13 protein-coding genes are annotated in these 16,552 nt (G+C 69.2%); 6 read left to right on the forward strand and 7 right to left on the reverse strand.

All coding sequences use genetic code 11. The features are described from left to right. Nucleotides 1-25 precede the first annotated feature (25 nt). The 5 genes from Pla163_RS00350 to Pla163_RS00375 all read left to right on the forward strand — a co-directional run bounded on the left by Pla163_RS00350 (nt 26) and on the right by Pla163_RS00375 (nt 4,068). Entirely contained in the window at nt 26-1,273 is a 1,248-nt protein-coding gene (locus Pla163_RS00350) for an RNA polymerase sigma factor (RefSeq protein WP_145181846.1), read from the forward strand. Between the two features lie 52 nt (nt 1,274-1,325). Continuing rightward, nucleotides 1,326-2,237, forward strand: a complete 912-nt coding sequence (locus Pla163_RS18530) for a hypothetical protein (protein ID WP_419186151.1) — start codon at nt 1,326-1,328, stop codon at nt 2,235-2,237. 128 nt (nt 2,238-2,365) lie between these two features. Then, nucleotides 2,366-2,656, forward strand: coding sequence for a hypothetical protein (locus tag Pla163_RS00365; protein ID WP_145181860.1), 291 nt, complete (start codon nt 2,366-2,368; stop codon nt 2,654-2,656). A 249-nt stretch (nt 2,657-2,905) separates the two neighbouring features. Next, nucleotides 2,906-3,448 (forward strand): hypothetical protein, encoded by a 543-nt coding sequence (locus tag Pla163_RS00370; protein WP_145181862.1) that lies wholly within the window; start codon nt 2,906-2,908, stop codon nt 3,446-3,448. A 203-nt stretch (nt 3,449-3,651) separates the two neighbouring features. After that, the gene (locus Pla163_RS00375; RefSeq protein ID WP_145181864.1) at nt 3,652-4,068 is read left to right on the forward strand and encodes a hypothetical protein; all 417 of its coding nucleotides are present in this window, start codon (nt 3,652-3,654) and stop codon (nt 4,066-4,068) included. A 44-nt stretch (nt 4,069-4,112) separates the two neighbouring features. On the opposite strand, the gene Pla163_RS00380 is transcribed toward Pla163_RS00375, so the two are convergent. From Pla163_RS00380 to Pla163_RS00400, 5 genes are all read right to left on the reverse strand, one after another. Then, the gene (locus Pla163_RS00380; RefSeq protein ID WP_419186152.1) at nt 4,113-7,379 is read right to left on the reverse strand and encodes an FG-GAP repeat domain-containing protein; all 3,267 of its coding nucleotides are present in this window, start codon (nt 7,377-7,379) and stop codon (nt 4,113-4,115) included. Between the two features lie 438 nt (nt 7,380-7,817). Beyond that, nucleotides 7,818-8,198 (reverse strand): leucine zipper domain-containing protein, encoded by a 381-nt coding sequence (locus Pla163_RS00385; protein ID WP_145181868.1) that lies wholly within the window; start codon nt 8,196-8,198, stop codon nt 7,818-7,820. A gap of 1,309 nt (nt 8,199-9,507) precedes the next feature. After that, nucleotides 9,508-10,263, reverse strand: coding sequence for a class I SAM-dependent methyltransferase (locus Pla163_RS00390; RefSeq protein WP_145181869.1), 756 nt, complete (start codon nt 10,261-10,263; stop codon nt 9,508-9,510). Continuing rightward, nucleotides 10,260-11,897 (reverse strand): B12-binding domain-containing radical SAM protein, encoded by a 1,638-nt coding sequence (locus Pla163_RS00395; RefSeq protein WP_145181871.1) that lies wholly within the window; start codon nt 11,895-11,897, stop codon nt 10,260-10,262. The genes Pla163_RS00390 and Pla163_RS00395 overlap by 4 nt, the downstream gene beginning before the upstream one ends. Beyond that, nucleotides 11,894-13,093, reverse strand: coding sequence for a glycosyltransferase family 9 protein (locus Pla163_RS00400; RefSeq protein ID WP_145181874.1), 1,200 nt, complete (start codon nt 13,091-13,093; stop codon nt 11,894-11,896). The genes Pla163_RS00395 and Pla163_RS00400 overlap by 4 nt, the downstream gene beginning before the upstream one ends. Nucleotides 13,094-13,327: 234 nt before the next feature. Here Pla163_RS00400 and purF point away from each other — a divergent pair, with 234 nt between their 5' ends. Beyond that, nucleotides 13,328-14,815, forward strand: a complete 1,488-nt coding sequence (gene purF, locus Pla163_RS00405) for an amidophosphoribosyltransferase (protein ID WP_145181877.1) — start codon at nt 13,328-13,330, stop codon at nt 14,813-14,815. A gap of 169 nt (nt 14,816-14,984) precedes the next feature. On the opposite strand, the gene Pla163_RS00410 is transcribed toward purF, so the two are convergent. Together Pla163_RS00410 and Pla163_RS00415 are read right to left on the reverse strand one after the other, a co-directional pair. After that, nucleotides 14,985-15,404 carry a hypothetical protein gene (locus tag Pla163_RS00410; RefSeq protein ID WP_145181880.1) on the reverse strand — a complete coding sequence of 140 codons (420 nt, stop codon included), beginning with the start codon at nt 15,402-15,404 and terminating at the stop codon, nt 14,985-14,987. Nucleotides 15,405-15,554: 150 nt separating this feature from the next. Continuing rightward, nucleotides 15,555-16,463, reverse strand: a complete 909-nt coding sequence (locus Pla163_RS00415; RefSeq protein ID WP_145181883.1) for a hypothetical protein — start codon at nt 16,461-16,463, stop codon at nt 15,555-15,557. Between the last annotated feature and the right edge of the window lie 89 nt (nt 16,464-16,552).

Raw genomic sequence — 16,552 nt, forward strand, 5'->3', positions numbered from 1 at the left:
GCGCGCGCGAGCGAGCGTCGAGACCGTGTTCCGCGCGGAGTACGGCGCGTTGCTCGCGGCGCTCGCCCGGCGCACCGGCGGCGACCTGATCGCGGCCGAGGACGCGCTGTCGGAGGCGTTCGCGGCGGCGACCGAGCAGTGGACGGCGAACGGCGTGCCCGACGTGCCCGACGTGCCAGCGGCCTGGGTGCTCGGTGTCGCGCGACGCCGCCTCGTCGACGGGGCGCGAAGGGCGCGGGCGGTCGTGGACGGCCACGAACGCGCACACGCGATTGAGACGCGAGCGGAGGACGAGGTGGACCACGAATTCCTGCTGGCGAAGGACAGCCTGCCGACCGACGACGATCGCCTGCGGCTGGTGTTCACGTGCTGCCACCCGGCGCTCGAGATCGATGCGCGGATCGCACTCACGCTCAACACCCTTGGCGGCTTGCGCGCGCACGAGATCGCGCGCGCGTTCCTGGTCGGTGACGCCACCATGGCCCAGCGCCTGGTGCGCGCGAAGACCAAAATCCGAGCGGCGGGGATCCCGTTCGCCGTGCCGCCCGAGGACGTCGTGCCGGAGCGGCTCGCTGCGGTGTTGCGCGTCGTCTATCTGATCTTCAATGCCGGCAATGGGGCCGGTGCGGGCGACGGCGTCGAGCGTCAAGGCCTCGTGCGCGACGCGTTGCGGCTCGCGCGGTTGCTCGTCGAGATGCTGCCGGACGACGGCGAAGTCGCCGGCCTTCTGGCGCTCCTGTTGCTCACCGATGCGCGGAGCATGGCACGGACGGACACGAGCGGTGAGTTGGTGCTCCTGCCCGATCAGGATCGCAGCTTGTGGGACCGGGACCTGATCGACGCGGGACGTCGGGAGGTCGAGCGCGCGCTCGTGCTGTCGAGCGGCGCCCCCGGGCCGTACGCGCTGCAGGCTGCGATCGCCGCGGTGCACGCCGACGCGGAGCGTGCGTCCGACACGGACTGGGCCCAGATCGTGGCGCTCTACGAAGTGCTCGAGCGCGTCGAGCCGACGCCCGTGGTCGCGCTCAATCACGCGGTGGCCGTGGCCGAGATCGACGGCCCCGCGGCCGGGCTCGCGCGCGTGGACGCCTTGGAGGCGGCGGGCGAGCTCGATCGCTACCTGTACCTGCACGCGACGCGGGCCGATCTGTTGCGCAGGCTGGGGCGGCCGGCCGATGCACGCGCTGCCTACTCGCGCGCCATCGAGTTGGCCGACGATCCGGTCGAGCGGCGCTTCCTGGTGCGGCGAGTCGCCGAACTCGACCGGGAGTGATCGCGCACGCCGGCTCGGAGCCGTCACCGTCCGGCTCCGTAGACTGCGTGACATGCTCGGACGACTCGGAACTGCACGCGCCGCCGTCGCGCTCGCTCTCCTGTTCGGGTTCGGGTGCCAAGGAGCCGACGGTTCGCGCGGCGCAGAGCGGCGTGCGCCCGCGGTGTTCGAAGGACCGCGACCGGCCGCGAGTGAGAGCGCGAGGACGGCGACGTGGCCGTTCGTGCTCGTTGCGCGTGACGGCGAGCGCATCGATCTGTTGGGGTACGGCGTCGGTCGCGGCGGATACGCGGTGCGCGAAGTGCCTGACAACGGCTTTGCACGCGAATTCAACGTCGTGACTCCGACCTGGACCGGTGAGGGGGCGTGGCTCGCGTTCGAGTACGTGCCGGCGGACGGCGACGCGGACACGACTTGGCGCATCGCACTGGCCGAGGGGCGCGGCGACGGGTTCCACGTCGTGGCGGTGAGCGAGCACCGCGCGGCGGCCTGGGCCGATTGGGCCGTTGCAACACCCGACGGCGCACGCATCGCGGCCTGGGTCCTCGAGGACGAGTACGCGCTGCACCTGATGGAGCGGATTGGCGACCGGCTCGTCGTCACCGAGCGACGTCATCCGGAGGCGGTGAAGGCCTTCCCGAGTTTCGGGCCAAATGGGCGCCTGGCCGTGCGTCTGCCGCTGAAGGGCAGTCCGCTGAGGTATGCAAACGCGATCGACGGGGTTCTCGGCGAGCCGCTGCACGCGGTCGACGAGGTTCGATTCGACGCGCGCGGCGAGCGCTGGGCATACTCCGGGCGGCGCGCGGACGGGTGGTACGTGTTCGCCGGGACGGAGTCGTCCCCTACCGCCGAGGCCGGACCGTTCGACGAGATCGGCCCCTTCGAGTTCGTTGGCGTCGAGCTCGTCCGGGCGCGGGTGCGCGACGCCAGTGGTTGGCGCTGGGTCGAGCTCGTGCCGCGTTGACGGGCACGGGCGTGCGGCGCGGACTCGAGCGCGATGCCTTTCGCAACGGCGCACCGTCCACTGGCAGCGCCCGATCCTACTCGGGCCGACGGCCTCGCGTAGCTGGAGCGACACTGACGATGACCGACGTGGGCACCATTGCCACCGCGTCGCACGTCCTTACCAGAAAGAGGCCTTCTCACATGATCATCGAAATCGCCTTGGCGTTCGCACTTCACGCAGGCGTCGCCCATGACGCTCCTGTCCCCGCGCAGGACGACCGAGCAGCAGCGGCCGAATCCGACGAACGCGCCTTCCCCGAGCGCATCGTCTGGTTCACCCAGCTCGACGAGGCTTTGGACGAGGCCGCGCGCACCAATCGTCCGATCCTCGTCCATTCGGCGTCGCCGTCGTGCAGCGGCGCGCCCGGCATGTGGTGACCGGGCTACCGCGAAGTAGAGGGGAGTTTCCTCTCTCACACGGAAGTCGTCCGCGCGTCGCGTGCCTTCGTCTGCGTCCGTCCCGCGTCGTACGAGAGCGAAGAAGAGGCTGAATTCCTGGTCGACCTCTTCAGCGGGCGCGACGGAACGCTCCAGAACACGGTCTTCGCGCTGCTCGCGCCGGACGGTCGGACGAAGCTCTCACGGGCGGGTCGCGGGCCGGGTTTCGCGTACGCGGACGCAGCGGAGATGGCGAGCGAGCTCGTGCGCGTCTCGAAGAACTACGAGCCGTCGAAGGCGGCGAAAGAGCCCGCGTTGCCGACGTTGCCCGACCTGCGGCTCGCGCTGAACGTGGCGGCCTGCGACTCGCTCGCACTGGTCGTCGGTGTGCTGCGTCTCGACGAGGATGCGAGTCAGCGCGAGCGTCAGGATGCCGACGCCGCCCTGCGTGGACGGCTCGCTGCGCTGTGTTTCGACGAGCACGCGCTTGGTCGCGCGCACTACGTGATCGTGGAGGGCGACGAAGGCCTGCGCGCGTTCGACGGGTTCGACGCCAAGGCGGACGTGTTCGTCCTCGCGCCCGACGCCTACGGGATCGAGGCGAAGGTGCTCGCGGCTTCACTTGCGACGGAGAAGGACCTCGTCGTTCGCGCGGTCGAAGCGCTCGACAGCTACGCCCCTGAGACGAAGGACGCCGCCGCCCACCTTCGCGCTGCGCGCCGCGCCGGAATCGAGTGGGAGACCGAGATCCCCATCACGGACAGTAAGGCTCGAAAGGGCGCGAAGGGGTAGACGCGGCCCTCGCGAGCTCTGGGCGTCGCACAAGAGCGTTGTCACCGCAGGGCGGCACGAATCGGAGCGAGCGACTTGGGTGCGGCGACTGTTTCGCCCCACCGGTCGTGGCGTTCGAACGCCGCACCGAACGACCGGATCGGTATGGTGTGCGACACAGCTCGCCCTGCTCTCCGAGACTCTGAACCCGTGGACATCCTGCCGTGACCACCGAACCCACCGACCCGCCCGACCTGCCGCAAGCGCCTCCCGATCGACCGCCCCACTACCTGTTCGAGAAGACCGACCGGAGGTTCAAAGCCTGGCGCGAACGCCTGTGGCCGCCGCGCCCGGCGCATGCGCGGCACATCGGGATCGGGTACCTGCTGGCGGGGCTCAGCGTCTTCGTCCTGGTGGGGTTCCTGCCGCTCCTGCGTGTCGTCCTCAGCAGTTTCGCTTGGATCGTGACGTTCGGCGGCCAGGGCTCGCGCGGCATGTCCGCCGACCTGCTCGCGGCAGTCATCGGCCTGTTCGCTCTGGCGATCGGGCACTTCATGTCGAACGCCACCTACCGCTTGCGGATGATCCACGAGTCGCTCGACATGGCTCACGACCCACCCCCCGACGACGTTCGATCCTGAAGACGGTCCAAGGACTTCGCCACATACTGGCTCCATACTCGATCTCAGCGATTCACGAGCACCCGGTCGGGCGAACCGTCGCGAGCCGACACGAGGTCGAGGTCGCCGTCTCGATCGAAGTCGGCCAGAGCCAGTCCGACCACCGTCACAGCGGGCGAATCGATCGACGTCGCCGCACCGAATCCTCCTGAACCGTCGCCGAGCCACAGGTTCTCGCCGCTCGCGTCGGCCACGATCAGATCGAGCACGCGGTCACCGTTCACGTCGGCGAGGACGAAGCTCGTCGCACCGCCCGCGCCGATCGACTGGCCCGAATCGGTGAACTGGCCGCTGCCGTCGTTCAGCCACAGGCGCGCGTCGGAGGTCGCCGACACGTCGAACAGCTCGATCAGATCGAGATCGCCGTCGCGGTCCACGTCGCCGAGCGTCAGACGCGCCGTGTCGGCCAGACCGAGCGACTGACCCGAGTCGGTGAACAGGCCACTGCCGTCGTTGAGCCACACCAAGTCACCGCCGCCGTGCACCGCGATCGCGATGTCCAGGTCGCCGTCGCGATCGACGTCGCCGAGTTCGACGCCGCGCGAGTCGACGGCGCCCCACATTTGCCCCGAGTCGGTGAACAGGCCGTTCCCGTCGTTCCACCAGATCGCGTCCGGCTGGCCGCCCGCCGCGGCGACGACCAGGTCGAGGTCGCCGTCGCGATCGAGATCGCCCAGAGCGATGGCGCTCGTGGCAGCGGTGCCGAGACTCTGGCCCGAGTCCGCGAACACGCCGCTGCCGTCGTTGAACCACACGCGATCACCGGCGAGGTCGTTGCCCGCGACCAGATCCAGATCACCGTCGCCGTCGAGATCGCCGAGGCGCACGCTCGTCGTCGTCGCCGATCCGAGCGCTTGACCCGTGTTCGCGAAGGCGCCCGCAGCGTTCGTCCAGACCTCGTTCGCGCCGTCCATCGCGAGCACCAGGTCCACGTCGCCGTCGCCGTCGAGATCGCCCGTGTCGAGGCCGCGTTCGAGACCGTTGGCCAGCGCTTGCCCACCGTCCACGAGCGTCGCGCTGCCCCACACGCCCGCGAGCGAAGCGTGGTGCACGCGACAGCCGCCGGTCCGGCTCGCGACCACGAGGTCCTCGTCGCCGTCGCCGTCCATGTCGCCCGCCGCCATCGCGCTCGAGTCGTCGTAGCCGAAGTCGAGTCCGCTGTCGGTGAACGTCCCCGCGCCGTCGTTCCAGTACACGTGGTCGGAGCCCCAGTCGTCGGCCGACGCCAGGTCGAGGTCGCCGTCGCCGTCGAGGTCCGCGAGCACGGCGCCGTTGCTCATGTCGGTGCCGAGGATCTGGCCGGGGAAGTCGAACAGGCCGGTGCCGTCGTTGACCCAGACCGTGTTGGCCCCGTCGCGCGCGCGCAGGATGTCCACGTCGCCGTCCGCGTCGATGTCGCCGGCGAGGATCGCGAGCGAGCGGCCGTGCAGGCCCTGGGTGCTGTCGGTGAAGAAGCCCGCGCCGTCGTTGAGGTACAGGGTCGTGTCCTCGATGAAGTTGCCGAAGATCACGTCGGTGTCGCCGTCGCGGTCCACGTCGGCGAGCGCGACCGCGTTGGTCGTGTTGGCGCCGAAGGCCTGGCCGCTGAACGTGAACGTTCCGCCGCTGTTGAACCAGATCGTGTTGGCCTGGAGCGAATTGGCCACGACCAGGTCGAGGTCGCCGTCCGCGTCGAAGTCGCACAGGGCGATGCCGGTCGTGTTGGACGCGCCGAGCGCCTGACCGGAATCGGTGAAGAAGCCGGCGCCGTCGTTGAGCCAGACCTCGTCCGGTTGCGCGTCGTTGCCGACCACCAGGTCGAGATCGCCGTCCAGGTCCACGTCACCGAGTTCGACGTCGCGGGTCGCGCTGAAGCCCAGCAGTTGGCCCGAGTCGGTCAGCACGCCGTGCCCGTCGTTCGTCCAGACCGTGTTCGGGGCGTCGAGGTTGCCGATGACTGCGTCCAGGTCGCCGTCGCCGTCCACGTCGCCGACCGTGATGGCGCGCGCGTCGAAGGATCCGAGCGCTTGGCCCGTGTTCACCCAGCCGGCGACGAGATCGAGCGCGGACGAGGCGGCGGCGTCGGACCCGCCGGCCGCTGCGATCGCTCCGCTCGCCATGTTCGGCGCTACGTCGATGCCGGTGGCGGCGTTCGCTCCGAGGGACTGCACCGCGAACTCGTGGCGCGCCTTGAGCACGGCGCCGACGCCGAGCGTGATCGTGACCTCGTTCGCGGCGGGACCGGCGGAGAGCGTCGCACCGTTGCCGAACGTGTCGTCGGCGACGAGGAGGGCGAGCGCGTCCGTGGCCGAGCTGCCGACGATGACCGGGTCGGTGAAGGGCACGACCACGCGATCGCCGGCGTTCGCCGTGCCGCTCGAGTCCACGTCGAGGAAGCGCGCCGAGCCGAGCACGGTCGGCGCCGGGCCGAAGTCGTCGTCGGTGATCGTGAGGATGTGGGCGCGGGCGGTGCCGAGCACGGCGGGCGCGCTCGGATCGCGCAGCGTGAGGCCGACCGTCTCGTCGCCCTCGCTGTCGCCGTCGTCGAGGACGTCGAGCGTCGCGTCGACGGTCGCCCCGATCGGCGAGCCGGCCGGGAAGAGCAGCGTCGTCGTCGTCAGGGTGAAGTCTGCTCCGGGCGTCGCGGTTCCGCGGACGCGCTCGACGTCGACGTAGAGGTCGTTCGCGAGCGTCGCGCCGGGCGTGCCGTCGAGGAGCACCGCGATCGCGTGCGAAGTGGTGGACTCGTCCGCCGTCGCGCTCGTCGACGTGGCGAAGTCGAACTCGGCGTGCTCGTCGTCGGTGAGCGTGACCACGTGCGCGGTGCGGCGGCCGAGCGCGCCACCGACCGCGTTCGCGAGCCGGAGCGCGAACGTCTCGTCACCTTCCACGAGCGTGTCGTCCTGGATCGGCACGAACACCGTGCGCGTCGCGCCATCCTTGGAGCCGCGCGGGAAGACGAGGCGTTGGCGAACGCCCGCGAAGTCGGTGCCGGCGGTCGCGGTGGCGGGGGCCTGCGCCGTCGAGCCGGTCGCCACCTCGACCGTCAGCGGTCGCGCGAGACGTCCACCGCCGCGCAGGCTCAGGACGACGGTGACCGGATGGAGCGCGGTGGCTTCGTCCGCGGTCGCGCTGTGCGAGGCCTCGAAGGCGACGCTGGCGGTGGTGCGGCCGAGCTGCTGGGCCGCCGGGGCGAGCGCCGGTGCGGCCGAGAGCGGCGCGACGGTCGCGAGCGCGGCCGTGAACGAGGCGGCAACGAAGGTGGCGAGACGCAGACGGTTCGGTTTCAACACGCAGTAGGTGCGGCGGGGCGAGCGTGCCCCACCGTTCGGCTCCATCAATAGGTATCCCGCTGGCCGTGCCCGCGCCGGATCACGCCTCTCGGCCTCGTCCAGCGCCCTGCGCCACGATCACCGTGCCCGCAGGTCGGAAAAACCTTCCGTACGGTGTCGCACACCACTGCGGTGGTCGACCCGAAGGAAGTACCGGAGCAATCCCAATCGGCAGGCTGCTGGGTGATGCCTCCTGTCGCGTGCGCGCCCGTGGTGGGTCAGCGCCTCGTGGCGCGTCCGAGGCAGGCGTAGGGGCCCGATCGGCTTCGCCCGTCGATGGGGCGCGTGCAGCGGAGCGAGCAGCAACTCGGCCAGGATTGCTCCGGTACTTCCTTCGGGTCGACCACCGCGGTGGTGTGCGACGCCGTACCCCCGCGGTGGTGTGCGACGCCGTACCCCCTAGCGACGCACCGGCTCCTTGGGCTCGAGCAGACGCAGCCGCGAGAGCCCCAGTCGCACGAGGATGGCCGAAACGGTGGACCGGGCCAGGTCCAGCAGTTCGGCGATCTGCCACGCCGCCAGACGCGCGTGGCGGAGCTTGCGGACGCGCTCGACCGTCCGGTCGTCGGTGCGATTCGCGATGCGATGAGGGCAGCTGGAGCGATCCTCCAGGCCCAAGATGCCCTCCGCGCGGAAGCGAGCGATCCACTTCCAGACCGTTCGCTGGCTGACGCCTCCGGCGTCAGCCAGCGAGGCCACGTCCCAGCCCTCCAGCAGGTGACGCTGCACCATGTGCAGTCTCTGGGCGGGGGTCGTCTTCGCGTTACGATGCAGCTTCACTCGGTCTCTCCTTGGTCTGGATGTGGTGGTACACACCCATGATCCAGGAGAGTCCCGAGTGAACAACCTCCCTGGACGCCACAGCTAGAGCAGGTCTTCGAGATGCCGCTCCACGTCGATGCCCTGACGCGCCGGTCGAGCCTGTGGAAGAAGGTGCGTGGCGCGCTGGCGCGGGCTGCGCTAGGGTCGAAGCCTGGGCGTGCTCGACGCCTCGCCGAACGCGAGGCGATCCTGGTCACGCTCGAGCGATGTGGACTTCTCAAGCGAAACCGAGGCGGGTGCCAGCCGCCGCAACGCGAGGCGGCAGGTGTTTCGTGAGCACCACAAAGGAGGAGGGTTCAGTGAGAGGTAATGAAGTGGATTGGCGGGAGTTGAGTTACCACAGCTGGGTTGTTCAGTACAGGGGGCCGGAGTTGCTCTGGCGTATGCCAGGGTGGGCCCAGGTTGGTCAATGCCTGGAGGGTCTCGAGCCTCTTGAGGCGGAGCTTAGTGGTAACGCGCGTGTTGAAGAGGTTGAGTTGCTGGGCGGTGGGCGCACTGGCAAGCGGCTGGGGCACCGTTCGTTCGGCGTCAAGCGCTTGATTGCCGGGGCGTGGACCTCTAAGTATGATGGAGTGTTTCAGCGTGTAGAGTATTTTCTTCCAAAGGTCAGCGGGGTCTCTTTTGGAGGAGATGGAGTGCCTGTCTTCTGCTTTAGGGTGTCCAACCCTTGGTGGTACCGTGGAGTGAATGGTCGGGCACCGGAGGGTGAGGAGGAATTGTGCGATATCGTGATAAGTGGTCGTGTTGGCAGTGGTGAGGTTGTTGAGGCGGCGCAGTCTATAGCGTCTAGGCTCCGTAGCAGTTTGTCGGGAGATGTTTCGATGTGTGATGGTTTGCATGGCCTGGGGGAGTCGGTCTTGAGTGCTAGTCATGTTTCCAATCCCTTCTGGGGATGGATCGCTGGCAGTAGAGGGTTAACCGCTCTTGGCGCAAGTTGGCCGGAGTCGCTTGTCGGCCAGCGTGGTTAGGTCGCGTGGGTGGAGTCAGGGTGATCTAGGCGTACGGTGTCGCACACCACTGCGGTGGTCGACCCGAAGGAAGTACCGGAGCAATTCCAATCGGCAGGCTGCTGGGTGATGCCCCCTGTCGCGTCCCCGCCCGTCGTGGGTCAGCGCTTCGTGGCGCGCCCAAGGCAGGCCTTGGGGCCCGATCGGCTTCGCCCGTCGATGGGGCGCGTGTAGCGGAGCGAGCAGCAACTCGGCCAGGATTGCTCCGGTACTTCCTTCGGGTCGACCACCGCAGTGGTGTGCGACACCGTACGGCTGGCTCACCGCCGCGCCACCACGAACGCGTAGCCGTAGGTCGAGCCGTGGCGGCGGTGCAGCTCGGGCTCGGCGGCCAGCTCGTCCAGGATCGCGAGCGCGTCGGAGTCGCCGGCATTCGCGGCCCGCAGTTGCCGGATCCGCCGCTCCATCGGCGCGTAGAAGTCCTCCCACCAAGCCGCGTCGGGGAGGACGAAGTGCTCGAGCACTTGGAAGCCTTCCTCGGCGACAGCTGCGAGCAGGTCATCGACGCCCCCCATCGACGGGTAGTCGGCGAACATCGCGCGCACCTCGTCCGGCGCGTCGTCCGTGCGCCACACGGCGTCGGTGAACGCGAGGTATCCGCCCGCTCGCAGCACGCGGCGGGCCTCCACCAGCGCCGGGCGCAGGCCGACGCTGTAGAACGCTCCCTCGGACCACACCAGGTCCACGCTCGCGTCGCCGAGCGGCAGGCGCGCCATGTCGCCGACCGCGGGAAGCACACGCGAGGCGAGGCCGCGCTCGAAGACGTGTGCGCGCAGCTGCTCCACCAACGGCGCGTGCCGGTCGAGCGCGACGATCGGACCGTCCGTCAGCTCCGCGAGGTCGAACGTCTGCGCCCCGCCGCCGCAGCCCAGGTCGAGCACGCACGGCGCTCGCGGCAGGTCGGGGCACGCCGCCAGCGCGCGCTCCGTGCACGCGCGCGACCCCGGCCCCTGGCGCGGAAGCGACTCGAAGAGCTCGAAGAAGAGTTCCTCCGGGGTCGGGCTCGCGGCGCTCATACGTTCAATCGCAAGAGCGCCAAACCTTCGCGCACCTGACGTCCCAGCTCGCGCGGGCTCTTCACGTCCTTCAGCCGCCGCCACAGGTATCCGGGCCGCAGGTAGAACTTGCGCACCAAGCTCTTCTTGAGCTTCAGCATCGTCGCGCGATCCAAAGTATTGGTCGGCAGGAACGCCTCGGCGCCGCCCTGGTCCATGACGAGGTCGCTCTCCTCGGCCAGGCCCATCGCGAGCGCAGCGCCGCGGAAACTCGTTCCAAAACGCGGCACGGCCATGTTCAAGCTCATGAAGTCGAGCGGCAGGCGCAGCGCGAGGTTCAACGTGCGCTCGAGCGTCGCCTCCGTCTCCTCCGGCAATCCGATGATGAACGTGCCGACGGTGCGCAGGCCATGCTTCTTCGCGCGTGCGAACGCCGCCTCGACCTCGGGCACGTCGTAGCCCTTCTCGTACGCGGCCAACAGCTCCGACTCGCCGGTCTCCACGCCCATGATCACCGTGTGGCATCCGCCGGCCCGCATCGCGGCGAGCATATCGTCGGTCGCCGTGTCGGGCCTGGTGAACGCCGTCCAGCTCAGGTCACCGCGTTCGGCCAGCGCGGCGCACAGCTCGAGCCCGCGCCCTTTCACCACGCCGAACGTTTGGTCCATGAAGAACACTTCGTGCACGCCGCGAGCGCGCAGGGCATCGAGTTCCTCTAGCACGTCCGCGACCGGCCGCGTCTGGAAGCCCAGCGTTCCGATCACGCAGAAGGTGCACGGATACGGACATCCGTAGTCGCTCAGCACCGTCGCGAAACGACCGTCGCGCGCGAACGAGAAGCGGTAGCCGTGCTCGGGGAACAGCTCGTGGCGCGGGCGCGGCACGCGGAAGCCGCCCTTGCGCTTCTTGCGGTCCAGGCGCAACAACCGCACCGGTTCGCCGTCCGCCCCGCGCACGGTCATGTCCTCGATCGCGCTCCAGGCGGCGGGCAGTCCGTCGTCGCCGAGCGCGGTGCCGGCGCCACCCGGTGCGTCGATTCCGTCCACGCCGCGAGCTCGGTCCGCAGGATCGGAGCCAGGACCTACCTCGCCGCTCGCGAGCGCGCCGCCGAGTTCCACGCCTCGCTCCACCGCGGCCTCGTCGCTCATCGCCGACGCGCCGCCACGCGAAAGGTCTCCAACGACAGCGACGTTCGGCGCCTCCACATCCTCGACATCTTCGACGCCCCGCAACCACGCCAGCACGTCCCCGTTGGCGAACACGTGCAAGCACGCGTCCAACCACGGTTCCTCGCGCATGCGGGCTTCGCTGGCTTCGTGCAGCACGTCGCCGATGCCGACCACACGCCGACCCTTCCGCGCTTCGCCCGCCAGGAACACACGGTCCTCGTCCCAGCTCACCGACCCCACGAGCGCGACGATGACGTCGGGCGCGAACTCGGCGATCCGCGCGCTCGCCGCCGCGGGATCGAGCCGCTCCGCCATCGCGTCCAACACCGCCACTTCGTGCTCCGAACCGACCGTGCCCGACAGCACCACCAGATCGACCGGGTGGAACAGGTAGTTCGACTTCGTCGTTTTGGAGCAGAAATAGTCGCGGATGTACGTCCGCTTCCCCGGCGGATTGAGCAAGAGCACGCGCATCGGACCGCTCACGCCTCGACCTCGACGCGCCCGGATCGCACTCCGTCGTCGCGAATCAGGTTCAAAGCCGCGGCCTCGACCAGATCGACACCGAGGTTCAACAGACACTCCGGCCGCCCGCGCCAACAGGCGGACAGCTTGTTGTCGTGGACGTTGATGCAGGGGCTGCAGGCCGGCGGGCGATAGAGCGCGCGCGTCCGCGTCCCGATGGGCTCGTACATCACGGGCGTTTCGGGCCCGAACAGCCCGACCGTCGGCGTCCCGAGCGCGGCCGCCAGGTGCATCGGCCCCGAGTCGTTGCCCACGAACAGGTCCGCGCGCTCGAGCAGCGCCCCCAGCTCGGCCACGTCGAGCCGCCCCGCCAGGTTCGCCGCGGCGCCGAGCCCCTCGCCGGCCTGGGCCAAGATCTCGCCCGTGTAGTCGCGCTCGCCGCGCGATCCGATCAGCGCCACGCGCGCTCCCGGCAGTTCGCGCGCGAGTCGGCGCGCCAGGTCGGCGAAGTTCGCGGTCGGCCAGCGGCGCTCGAGCGACAGGGCGCCGGCGTTCGGGTTGAGCACGATCAAGGGCCCCGCTCCGCCCAGACCTTCTTCGCTGAGCAGGGCGTCGAGGCGCTCGCGCGTCGTATCCGAGACCGTCAGCGGCGTCAGGTCTTCGGGCTCGACGGCGCGCCCGTTCTCACCCCCGGCGAGGCAGCGGAAGTTGCGCGCGACGTGCCAGTAGCGGTTGAACGGCACGGTCGCCGTGTGGAAGCGCCCGCGCCAGATCCGCGGCGACTCGAATCCCACGCGCAGCGGTGCACCGACGACCGCCGTGACGATCGCCGAGAAGCGCGTGAAGAACTCGAAGTCGTAGACCGCGCCGTAGCCGCGCCGCCGCAGCCGCCACAGGGCGCGCGTGATGCGTCCGAACAGGCGCAGCCAACCCGAGCTGTCCACGTCGAGCTCGAGCACCTCGTCGAACACGCCCAGCCCGCGCACGAACTCGCCGTTCTGCCGCAGGGTCAAGAGTTCGAGCCGCGCGTTGGGGTGGCGCCGCCGCAGGCTCTGGACCGCGGGCGTCAGGAGTTGGAGGCTGCCGATGCCCCAGAACTTGACCAGCAGCACGCGCTCGACGTCGCGAGCACGCCCGCGCGGCAGCAGTCGGAGCGGTTGCAGCAGCGCACAGGCGACGAGGCCGAGGCGCTGGTCGGCGCGCTGCAGCCGCTGCATCGGGATGGGAGATCGGGGTCGGGTCACGGGATGGGGCGCGCGGTGCCTCGATCCTATCCGGCGGTCCGTGGGTGCGGTCCCCGACGGACGGCGCGGACCTCCTCGACGATCCCTCCTGGCCGGGTGTTCCCGCGACCTCGCGCGACGTAGGATCTCGCGCTTCCCGACCCCGCGAGCACGACCCACGAGCGCCCGCACACCGCAGCGCCCATCGCGGCCGGGACCCACCCAACCATGTGCGGATTCATCGGCATCCAAGGCCCGGCCGGCTCCGACGTCGCGGCCGAGATCTACGAAGCGCTCCTCGCGATCCAACACCGCGGTCAGGACGCGGCGGGGATCACGACGTTCACGGACACGTTCCACACGCGCAAGGACTTCGGTCTGGTGCGCGACGTGTTCAGCGAGCGCCACATGGAGGCTTTGCGCGGAAATCTCGGGGTCGGGCACGTGCGCTACCCAACGATCGGTGGCGGTGGTGCCGAGGACGCTCAGCCGTTCCACACGAATTTCCCCGTGGGCGTCGCGATGGCGCACAACGGCAACCTGACGAACTTCCAGGAGCTGAAGGTCAAGCACTTCGAGAGCTCGGGCACGCGCCTGAACAGCTCGTGCGACGTCGAAGTGATCCTGTACGTGTTCGTGCGCGCGTTGTCGGCCCGTATGAAGCCCGGCGCGAAGGTCACCGGCGAGGACATCTTCGCCGCGGTCAAGACGGTCTACGAAGAAGTGCGCGGCGCCTACTCGGTGATCGCGGCGTTGCCCGACGTCGGTCTGGTGGCGTTCCGCGACCCGTACGGAATCAAGCCGATCTGCGTCGGATCGCGTGACGGCAGCGTCGGCACCTACTGGGCCTGTGCGTCCGAAAGTGTCGCGCTCGACATCAACGGCTACACGCACCGTTTCGACCTGGGCGCCGGCGAAGCGATGTTCGTGCCCGAGGGCGGTGAACCGATCCGCCGCGTCATCGGTGACAAACCGCACCGCCCCTGCATCTTCGAGTACGTCTACTTCGCGCGGCCCGACTCGATGATCGACGACGTGTCGGTCTACAAGACGCGCATCCGCTTCGGCGAGGCGCTCGCCGAGCAGTGGAAGGAGAGCGGCGCGCCGATCCCGGACTCCGTCATTCCGATCCCGGACAGCTCGCGCGACTCGGCCATGGCGATGGCGACGGCGATGGGCGTGCCGTACCGCGAGGGCCTGGTGAAGAACCGCTACATCGGGCGCACGTTCATCATGCCGAGCCAGGACAGCCGCCAGAACTCGGTGCGTCGCAAGCTCAACACGATCAAGCTCGAGTTCGAGGGCAAGGACGTGCTGCTGGTCGACGACAGCATCGTGCGCGGCAACACGAGCCTTCGCATCGTGCGTATGGCGCGCGAGGCCGGTGCGCGGAAGGTCTACCTGGCGAGCACGAGCCCGCCGCTCGTGTCCCCGTGCCCCTATGGCGTGGACATGGCGACGAAGACCGAGTTCGTGGCCGCCGGGCGTTCGAACGACGAGGTCGCGAAGCTGCTCGAGGTCGACCACCTCGTGTACCTGGATCGCGAGCGCATGAACGAGGCCGCCCGCCGCGGCAACCCGCACATCGAGAAGTTCTGCAACGCCTGCTTCACGGGCGAGTACCCGACGGGCGACATCAGTCAGACCGTGCTCGACAACATCGGCGGCGAGCGCACGGCGATGCAGAAGTCGTTCGCGTTCACGCCGGTGAAGTGATCGGTACGGCGTCAGGCACACATGTGCCACCTGCCGCCGACGTCGCTGCGATTCGCAGCGACTCGGCGCGGCAGGTGGCACATGTGTGCCTGACGCCGTACCGATCACTTCACCGGCGTGCAAGCTGGGCCCACCCCCGTAGCCATCGCCGACGTGGCACTTCGACGGCTCACCTGACCAGATCGGCCTCCCGAAACGGTCCTTCACCTGCGTCGATAGCTGGAAGGATGATGTTCGACAGGTCCCACGCCAGGGCCTCGACTACGTCTTGACCGTCCTCGCCAACAAGCCTCCAGTTGTCCTCGTCCCACTTCAGAAGAGGCTCGTTCTCACACCGAAGCACTCGGACCAGGTCGCAGTGGCTTTTCATGCTGACACCGGATCCCAGGACGTAGTTCGGCATCCCGAGCCGTGCTCCGCGCACGATCAGTCCGATTCGAATGGGTGGCCGCGAGAAGAAGCCCGCCGCGAACGACCCTCCCGAGTTGACTCCCAATTCACTCAACTCGAATTCGAAGCCAGCAGGCCAGAGGATTGGTAGCAGTCTCCTCACGATTCGTTCGAGCTCGAGTTCGGACTGGTGGGGCATCTTGGCGTCAGGCCGGCCTCGTGGAGCTCAGTGGCTGCCACGATCGGGAGCGAGGCGAGCGGGCGCGGCCATCCGCTCTAGCGGCCTGCTGGCGATCGACGGGGGTGTAGAGATCGAGGCTGGTCGAATCATCAGTCAAGAACGCACCGATCACTTCACCCGCGGGGCCGGCCAGTCTTGCTGGTCGGGGTGCCGCACCGAGCCGTCGAGGTAGCTCGCTGCATTGCGTTCGTCGCCCTCCATCGCGGGCTCGACGAATCGTGACACGACTCGAAAGCGCCCCGTCTCGTCGCGCGCCAGGTCCACGTGGCCCATCGGTGTTCGCTGCACGTTGAACTTGCGATTCTCGTGCCACATGACCGAGCGCAGTTCGCCCCGCGGCGAACGCAGCAGCTGTGATCGCACTGCCCCCCACTGGCCCTCGGAGTAGAAGTCGTTGCCGTCGGTGCGGTGCCGCAGGTCGAGGCGCAGGCTCAGATCGGGCAGGACGGTGAAGAAGTCGACGAGGTCGTCGTCGTCGGCGGTCCCGTTGTGGTGGAACTGCCGGAGCGCGATCTCGTTGCGGCCGTCACTGTCGAGGTCGACGAAGCGCACGCGCGGATCCTCGCCCCAGATCCACTGCTCCGATCCGAGGCCGGGGGTTCGCGACACAGCTCCGCTGACCGGATCGCGCACGAGCAGGATCCACCGATCGGCCGAAGTGATGGTGAACGGGTCCTGCTCGCACAGCCACAGTTCGAGGCCGTCGGGCATCCACGAGACGGACACTCGCTCGAGGCGCGCACCGAGTTCCGGGTCCTGTGCCGTGCGCGCCGCCGTGTGCGCAAGCACGCCCTCGGGCACGTCTGCGAACGCGTCCTCGTCCTCGTCGTCGCGCGCCGTGAAGCGGAGCCAGCGTGGCTCCCACCCACCGATCGGGTGCCAGATCCCGGCGGCGGGTTCGGCCGCGGCGGCGATTGGGTCCGCGCCGGGATCGATCCCCACCCGCAGACCCAGGACGAACGGACAGGCGAGAACGGCGGCGGCGACGAGGCCGCGCGGGGCGAGCGAGCGGAGCATGGGTCGAGTCTAGGATCCGGAGTGGCGCGTGTAGGGCCTTCAGCGTGTCGAAGCTTCGGTACGGTGTCAGGCACGCAGGTGCCACCTGC

The sequence above is a fragment of the Rohdeia mirabilis genome (assembly GCA_007750655.1).
In the GTDB taxonomy this organism is placed as follows: domain Bacteria; phylum Planctomycetota; class UBA1135; order UBA1135.